The following is a 7,697-nucleotide window of genomic DNA, read 5'->3' as shown; positions in this document are numbered from 1 at the left end:
ATTTCAGTGATGTAAGAATAGGATGATTTTGTTTAATCAACGTGGAGATAAAGCTTCGGATGGTCGCAAAGAAGCCCGGGGTCGTTTCCGAACGAAAACAGCCGGATATTTTCCGCTTAACGGCAATCATGCGAAGATCACGTTCGGCTTGGTTATTATCAAAGGGAATATTGGCATCTCGAAGATACCCCAAGATACTTTCCTTGTGGTCACGGAATCGTGCCCAAAGATTTGCGGCCTTACTCTTACGCGGTTTTCCCCTGCGCCCTGATTGGAGCAGGGGCTCCTTTTCGAGCTCGACCTTTCCCATCTCTAGAATCATCTCATACCGTCGTTCGTAGTTGCCGATGGCTGTTTCGGTAAGTGGCCTACCTAATTTTCTGGTCTTGCGGGTGATGGACCAGCTTGTATGCAGCAGTGTGAGCATAGCGCTGGCCCATCGATGCCCGTCATATTCCTCAATCCCTTTGCACTCCCGAGATAAATGGGCATTGCATAAGGCATGTTTGAAGGTAAAGTCTTTATCCTGTTTAAAATACGGCCCATAAAAGTCGTGGATCACTGTACCCGTATAGGAAGGCAGTACGTTTAGCGACTTCATCCCCGCGGTTCCGCGGCTAGAATGGACACCAAGCAAGGTCCAGTTCTTCGTACTGTTCACATGAACCCAGTGTCCCTCTTTGTCTACATGCACGCCCGTTTCATCGGCATGGATTACGGGACTGGCAAGGAGATTATGACGAATGACCTCTTCGTAGGGAAGTAAGCTTTCAGCCATTTTACGGATACTTGAAAGAAGTGTTGCCTGACTTGGCCGACACCCCGTCAACACATGAAGAAGATCGGTTGTGCGAGCAAGCGGGAGCATTTGGTGCGTATGCAAATAAGCGGCTACAGCAGTGAACCGCTCACCGTATTGGGCACGTGCATGGACGCCTTTAGGGAAGATGCCTTTCTGCAAGGTGTGGCAACATGGGCACTTTTTCTTCTCGGCTCGGTGCTCCGTCACCTCCATGACAGGAACAGGGATGTCAAAAACCTGTCGACGCTCATACCCTAGACATGCGACGTCCTCAAGTGAGACCGCACAGTTCTCACAGACTAAAACCGGATGAATAATGGTTGTAGTGGGATCGTCTATGCAAGAAAGGGTATGCCCTTTATGGCCGACAGGTCCTCCCTTTTTTCCGCCGGACTTCCGGTGATTCTTAGGTTCACGCTTCAGGTCACTAGACGGCGGCCAGCTGCTGTTTTGCGAGTTTTGGCCAAGTTGCCGCTTAAGCTCCTTATTTTCGTTTTCGAGGTGCTCAACCTTGGCAACCAGAGACAGGATGAGTGACTTAATGGATGCCAAGTCACTGAGCATAATCCGATCAATTTCTTCTATATTCATGATGCCTCTCACCTCGTTCACTCTAAAGTATTGGTTACTATCTATTAAACCAAATTTTAGAATTTGAATAAGGTGCTGAGTAGTAACAATAATTTAATCCCAACCGATCTCAAAATCCAACGCTGAAGAACACGATTTGCAATTCGAGTCCACTGTTTTATCAGATTCATCACGAGCATCCTATCTCCCTTTTTTTCCGAAATGATCAGTGAGAATCTGACTCCAAGCTTTGGAACCAATACGCTCTATCCGCAGGAATGCTCACCGTGTAGCGCCCAGGACGATATTGTTCCTGCGCATCCACAAAGAAGATCTGACCTTGAACAGCTGCCATATGGCGATAAGTTGAACCAATAAATAAATGATCCTTCACTTCCGCCTGAAAGGTAAAAAATCCATCTTCATAGCTGACAACTGGATATGCAGAAGACGCTAACGCATCAGGTTGTTCGGGTCCCAAGCGGGCATTTTCGGAACGAAGTACAAGCTTCATCTTCTTGTTATCCCGCATCACTGTGAGGGTGTGGCTTTCACCCATAAACTGCGCCGCAAATAACGTATTCGGGTGATAATACACTTCTTGCGGCTTGCCAGCCTGTTCAATCCGCCCATCTTTCATAATGACAACATAATCGGCCATGGATAAAGCCTCTTCTTGGTCATGCGTCACGTATAGAGCCGTAATGCCAAAGGATTGCTGAATAGCGCGTATCTCCACTCTCAAGCGTGACCTGACTTTCGCATCCAGATTGGACAGCGGTTCGTCCATCAACAGCAGATTAGGTTCAATGACAAGCGCTCGCGCCAAGGCGATGCGCTGCTGCTGTCCTCCCGAATAGTGCTGAGGCTTGCGGCTTCTGATATCGTGCAGTGGAATTTCTACTCGGGTAAGCACCTCATGGACCTTCTGTTCAATGACTTCACGACTTTTTTTACGCAATTTCAGGCCGTATGCTACATTATCGAATACAGACATATGCGGCCATAGCGCATAGTTTTGAAAAACCATAGTTGCCCCACGTTCACGGGAAGGCGTTCTTGTCACATCTTTTTCGCCAAAATGCATAGATCCTGAGTCAATATCGTGAAAGCCAGCCAGCGCTCGCAGCAAAGTCGTTTTACCGCATCCGCTTGGGCCTACAATGGCCGTAAAACCTCCCTCAGGCAAGGAAAGCGAAATCTCTTCGATCCCCCGGCTATTTCCATATTGCTTTGATACACGATCCAATCGAATCTCCATCGTTATCCCCTCCCAAAAGCGGCCATATATTCAGATTTCATAAAGCGCTGCATCAACAGCAGCAGGACTATACCTGGAAGCATCAGCAGCAATCCCGTCACAGACGCCGTCTGCATTTCATACCCCATGGCTGAGTTGTACATAAACACCGGCATCGTCGTAATGAAAGGCGCGCCAATTAATAAGCTGCCTGTAAATTCATCCAAGGAGTAGAGAAAAACCAACAGGGATGAAGCAATAATTCCCGGAACCGCCATAGGCAGTGTAATGGTGAAAAAGGTGCGCAGACGCGAAGCGCCCAGATTGACTGCAGCCTCTTCCAAAGAAGCCGATATATGTTGAAACACGGAAACCATCGTCCACACAGAGAAGACCAGCGCACCCACCAGATGAATCAGTGTAACACCTGTCAGCGTGCCGACGAGATCCCACTTGTACATAAGCACCATTGCATTCGTAAACACGGGAAGCTGCGGAAACGCTTGCGGCAGCAGGAAAATAAGCAATAGAACCGATTTAGCGGGTATACGATAGCGAGCAATTAAATAAGAAAGCGGCAAGCATAGCAGGATACTGATCAAAGTGACCAGGAACGCAATGCCGAAGCTGAGCGTGAGCGAATGCAGCATTTTGCCATCGAATACTTTCGCCCAGTACAAGAACCCCCACTGTTGGGGAAGGGTATGCGGCCAAAACCATTTTTCAGCGAATGACCAGATCACCAAGCTGGAAATCGGTCCTAAGATCAGAAATAACGAAAATGCATAGATGGCTAAGCGAACGGCCATGCGCCCGATGCTGCTTGATCTGCCAGCCATGTGTACCTTTGCTTGCTTGCGTTCAATGACGGGATTCATGACTTAGCCACCTTCTTCACATAATAAATTGCTGCTCCCATCGAAGCGATGTAAGAAACAACACCGATGGCATTGGCTGCGCCTGAATCATGGCGATAAACAAGCTCGTAATACAAATCAATCATTAGCATCTGACTGCCTCCAGCGTCTCCCAGCATAGCCGGGATGGAGAAATTCCCAATCATTGAAGTGAATGTTAACACACCAGCTACGCTAATCGTTCCCCATGACATCGGAATCATCATGTCTTTGATCAAGCGAAAGCCGCCTGCTCCTGTGTTGCGCGCTGCCTCCAAATAGCTGGAATTAATACCACGGAAGGCGCCCATAACAAGCAGCAGTGTCAAACCGATGTTCTTCCAAACCAGCGCAACAATGAGTCCGGTTGTTGAGAAAGCGACACTTGGCATGACATCGGGATTGAACCATCCTGTAGAAGCCAACAGTGAATTGAGCGTTCCATGCGGCGCCAGAAATACGCGCATCGCATGACCAACTACGACGAAAGGTACAAAAAGTGGAATTTTGAACAAAAATTCAACAAAGGGATCGGCCTTAAGCCTCAGCCAACCCGCTAATAAAGCTGCCAGGGCCAGCACAAGCACAAGGCTGACCAGGCAGATCACCAGCGTATATAGAAAATCATTGTGGTAGGTATCAATTACATAGAGGTAATTGTCCAGTGTCCATTGGCTCTTAGCATTCTGAAAGCTGCCTATCAACGAATCCATAAAGGGATAAACGAACAGACCCACAACAATCAGGGTGGCTGGAGCAATCATGCCCACTCCAGCCAGCCAACGGAGCAAGGAAGAGGACGCGCCAATGGTTTTATCGTTTGATTTGGGCACAGTCTTCATCCTCTCAGTGTTAGTTTTTCTCGTATGCGGCTTGCAGATTACCGAAATATTCATTGATCGGCAACGATTGTCCGCGTTTATTCAAATCTTCTGCTGTCACGTATTTGAACAGCTTTTGCTTGCCTTCTTCGCTTACTTTAGGCAGTACAAGCTCGGCATTGATGCCTGGGTACCAACTGAATTTATCCACGATCACTTTAGCTTGAATCTCAGGGGAAGTCAGGAAATCTGCATATTTCAAAGCAGCTTCTTTATTTTTTGCATTTTTCGGAATCACGACATACAGCGGTTGTCCTGGCAGTCCCGGATCAGCTACTTTCAACTGAAAGTTCGGATTCAAACGGCCATCGGAAATCCATTGATAGAACATGTCCACCCATACTGGTCCCATATCAATCTCACCACGATTAAGCATGTCCAGCGTTCCGTTATTGCCGTTCGTATAGACGACTGGCAGAGACTTCAACTGCTTCATAATATCCGGCCATTTCTTCTCCAGATCCGCGTTGTAAGGGCCTTCTGTCAATGTTTTGTAATCTCCGCTTTTGGCATATGTATAAGCTGTTGCAAAAGCTACGCCGCTCATTCCGTTTTTGATGCCGTTATAGCCAAAACGCTTCGGGTTAGCTTTAATCCATTTTTCAACATCATCAAAGTTTTTAGGAGCTTCCTTCACTTTATCCGGATTGTATGCCAATGCGACTTGGCTGTGATACAACGGGATAACATACCCCTCGACATTAGTCCCCAAGCTGTTTTTGCTGTCTCCTGATACGACCGCGCTTTTGTTGGCGGAGTTCGGCACCCATTTTTCCACCAAATCATTCTCGATTAAAGACTTCATCATACTTTGGTGCACGATCGCTACATCGATATCCCATTCTTGTTTTCCAGCGTCTTTTTGAGCTTTTAACTTTTCAAAAATCTTCTGCGAGCCTGCGTCTCCAGGACCCGTTCCTACGACATTCACTTGCGCGTCTGCATAGGTTTTCTTCAATTCAGGAATCACGTATTTCTCTTGCAGCTCCGTCATGTTCGTGTCACCGGCTGTCGCGAGATTCAGAGTCATTTTCACTGCTTTAGCCGGCTTGTCTGACGGAGCCGAACTACTGGAAGCAGCTGGGGACGTACTGCTGCCTGGTTTTGCTTCATTTGTTCCACAGCCAGCCAAAAGCGTTGCAACCGAAGTACCTACCAACAATACGTTGAACCATTTTTTTCTCATGTTTTACTTCCTCCTAATTTGTTTAGAATGAGCCGGGAGCATTTCGCCAGAATCTCGCAAGATGTCTAGACTTCAACTATCCTTAGTTTGCATGAGAAGTGTTAGCTTAATATCATTTGTATGTAAATATTTCGTTAATGTTGTCTAGACATGTTAAAATAAAATGAAAGAATTTCCTTTTAAGCCTCTTTAGCGGTTAAGCTTTCACCGTACATGCGAGAGGATGTCCTTCAGCAGCACGTTGGTCGGGTGCTTGGGCTTCCAAGCGAGCGAAGCGCATCGCCCCCCCACTGTCAAAGCCTGCAAAAGTGCAGGTTTTTTCAGCGAAATCGGGTGAAAAATGAAAATACCTGCGATTATGCAGGCATTTTCGGCCTTTCCATCCAGCAAAGCTGAAATAGCCTCAAAAGGATGCATAATCTCAGGTATTTATTGATTTCGGCGGTGCCAAGAGCAGAAAGATGCATAATCGCAGGCATTTACTGATTTCGGCGGTGCCAAGAGCAGAAAAGATGCATAATCGCAGGCATTTGGCGAAATAGGCGAGTGGCTTATACAGCCCCTTGCCATTATCGGAAACGTTCCATCCAAAAATGGAAAACATCGTTGCGAAAATAATCATTGGCATAGAAAATCGGGAAATTATTCTCATCATAATGCGTTTGCTTCATCAAGAGCACGGTCGTATTCGGATGAAGCATCAGACTCTGCACACGTGGGTCTGTTTGCAAAGGTACCATCAACTCCGTATGGCTTCTCTTGACGAATATGTTCAATTCCTGTTCCAGAAACTTGAATAGCGAACCGCCAAAAGCCGTCTCTTCAAATTTATTGCCTACGATCGCCCGCGGCAAGATATAGAAAGATGACATGACCGGTTCTTCATTCGCAGTTCGAACTCTTTCAAGAATAACAACCGGATCGCCTTGCTGGATGTTTAGAAACTGTGCCCATTCTTCTGTACACGCGGCGTTATGCACCGATTGCTGCTGGTCGCCTTCCTGATGGCCAGCTATCTTCAGCATTTCGCTGGTTGACTGCAAGCGGGCTAAATTGCTGGGAATTTGCTCTAACTGGCGAATGACGAACGTACCGACGCCATGCTGAACTCGCAGCTTCCCTTCCTCCTCCAGCTTCTTAATTGCCGCACGAAAGGTTTCTCGACTTACCCCAAATTTATTAGCCATCTCTGGCTCTGATGGAAACTTATAGCCAACATGCAGCTCGCCTTGTTCGATTTGTTTGTCCAACTCGTCCTTAATTTTCATATATCTAGGATACATAGTCCTTACATCCTCCTTAGAATATCTATATAGGCAGCAACTGCTGAAATCAGCCATTTTAGATCCTATAAATTCTAGCATGTCTAGACTTCTCTTATAAATTATGTTAATCATTTATTAAGTGCGTATCAACTCTATTTTAATAAATTGTAAATAAGCCTCCGCTTTACTACAAATTTCCCCTAAATTGGAGATTCATTCAAACAATACAAAAAGGTGCTGCGATGAAGCAAGCACCTCTTTCTGAATCATTTTAGGGCCTGAGATAACTACGATTACCATACAGGCCGGAACAGGAATGCTTGAGCATCCATTGACGAATGTACTAATTTTCGCATATCGGTCAGAAGCGCTTCACTTCTCTCTTCTCCAAGGACCTCATGCCAACGCTGCTGGATCGACGTGAAAATGGTTTCGGTTGCCTGAATGCAATCCCAGCCTCGCTGCGTTAAAACAACAAGCTTACCTCGTTGATCGGATGGATGCGGCTGCCTAATGACATAACCACGCTCTTCCAAATAGTCGATCGTAAGACTAGCAGCTTGCTTTGTAATCCCCATATGCTCTGCTAGTTCTTTCCCAGTAGAACCGCCATGCGAAATTTTTTGAAAAATAAAGCCATGGGAAGGACGAACATCGTCAAACCCTACTTTCCCCAATTCCTTATGTAATTCATCAACTGCCATGCGAAATGCAGATGCAAAAAGAATCGTTAGCTCATATCCTCCTGCGCCTTCTTCAGCCAATGAGTTCTCCCCCTGATAAATTCCCTAGTATGTACTTAGATCATTTTATCATGGTTGATCCAAAAAAATAAGGACACCCATTCTAATAGGTGC

7 protein-coding genes are annotated in these 7,697 nt (G+C 46.4%); all 7 read right to left on the bottom strand.

Translation table 11 applies throughout. The features are described 5' to 3' along the window. A partial coding sequence (tnpC, locus tag BC351_RS29905) for an IS66 family transposase (RefSeq protein WP_079417895.1) occupies window positions 1–1,393 on the bottom strand: 1,393 nt, incomplete at its 3' end. A 205-nt stretch (window positions 1,394–1,598) separates the two neighbouring features. Further along, entirely contained in the window at window positions 1,599–2,633 is a 1,035-nt protein-coding gene (locus BC351_RS29900; protein ID WP_079417893.1) for an ABC transporter ATP-binding protein, read from the bottom strand. A 2-nt stretch (window positions 2,634–2,635) separates the two neighbouring features. Then, on the bottom strand, window positions 2,636–3,490 hold the full coding sequence (locus BC351_RS29895) for an ABC transporter permease (RefSeq protein WP_079417890.1): 855 nt from the start codon (window positions 3,488–3,490) through the stop codon (window positions 2,636–2,638). Then, window positions 3,487–4,341: an ABC transporter permease gene (locus BC351_RS29890; RefSeq protein WP_158082275.1), complete on the bottom strand. Its 855-nt coding sequence runs from the start codon at window positions 4,339–4,341 to the stop codon at window positions 3,487–3,489. The genes BC351_RS29895 and BC351_RS29890 overlap by 4 nt, the downstream gene beginning before the upstream one ends. 19 nt (window positions 4,342–4,360) lie before the next feature. Continuing rightward, the gene (locus tag BC351_RS29885) at window positions 4,361–5,575 is read right to left on the bottom strand and encodes an extracellular solute-binding protein (RefSeq protein ID WP_079417881.1); all 1,215 of its coding nucleotides are present in this window, start codon (window positions 5,573–5,575) and stop codon (window positions 4,361–4,363) included. A 569-nt stretch (window positions 5,576–6,144) separates the two neighbouring features. Next, complete coding sequence (locus tag BC351_RS29875) at window positions 6,145–6,858, bottom strand: GntR family transcriptional regulator (protein ID WP_244209218.1); 714 nt, start codon at window positions 6,856–6,858, stop codon at window positions 6,145–6,147. Window positions 6,859–7,133: 275 nt separating this feature from the next. Further along, on the bottom strand, window positions 7,134–7,604 hold the full coding sequence (locus BC351_RS29870; protein ID WP_244209217.1) for a MarR family winged helix-turn-helix transcriptional regulator: 471 nt from the start codon (window positions 7,602–7,604) through the stop codon (window positions 7,134–7,136). Window positions 7,605–7,697 lie beyond the last annotated feature (93 nt).

The sequence above is a fragment of the Paenibacillus ferrarius genome (assembly GCF_002027705.1).
In the GTDB taxonomy this organism is placed as follows: domain Bacteria; phylum Bacillota; class Bacilli; order Paenibacillales; family NBRC-103111; genus Paenibacillus_E; species Paenibacillus_E ferrarius.
The sequence above is the reverse complement of the archived record's forward strand: the minus strand, read 5'-3'. Positions and strand labels throughout refer to the sequence as shown.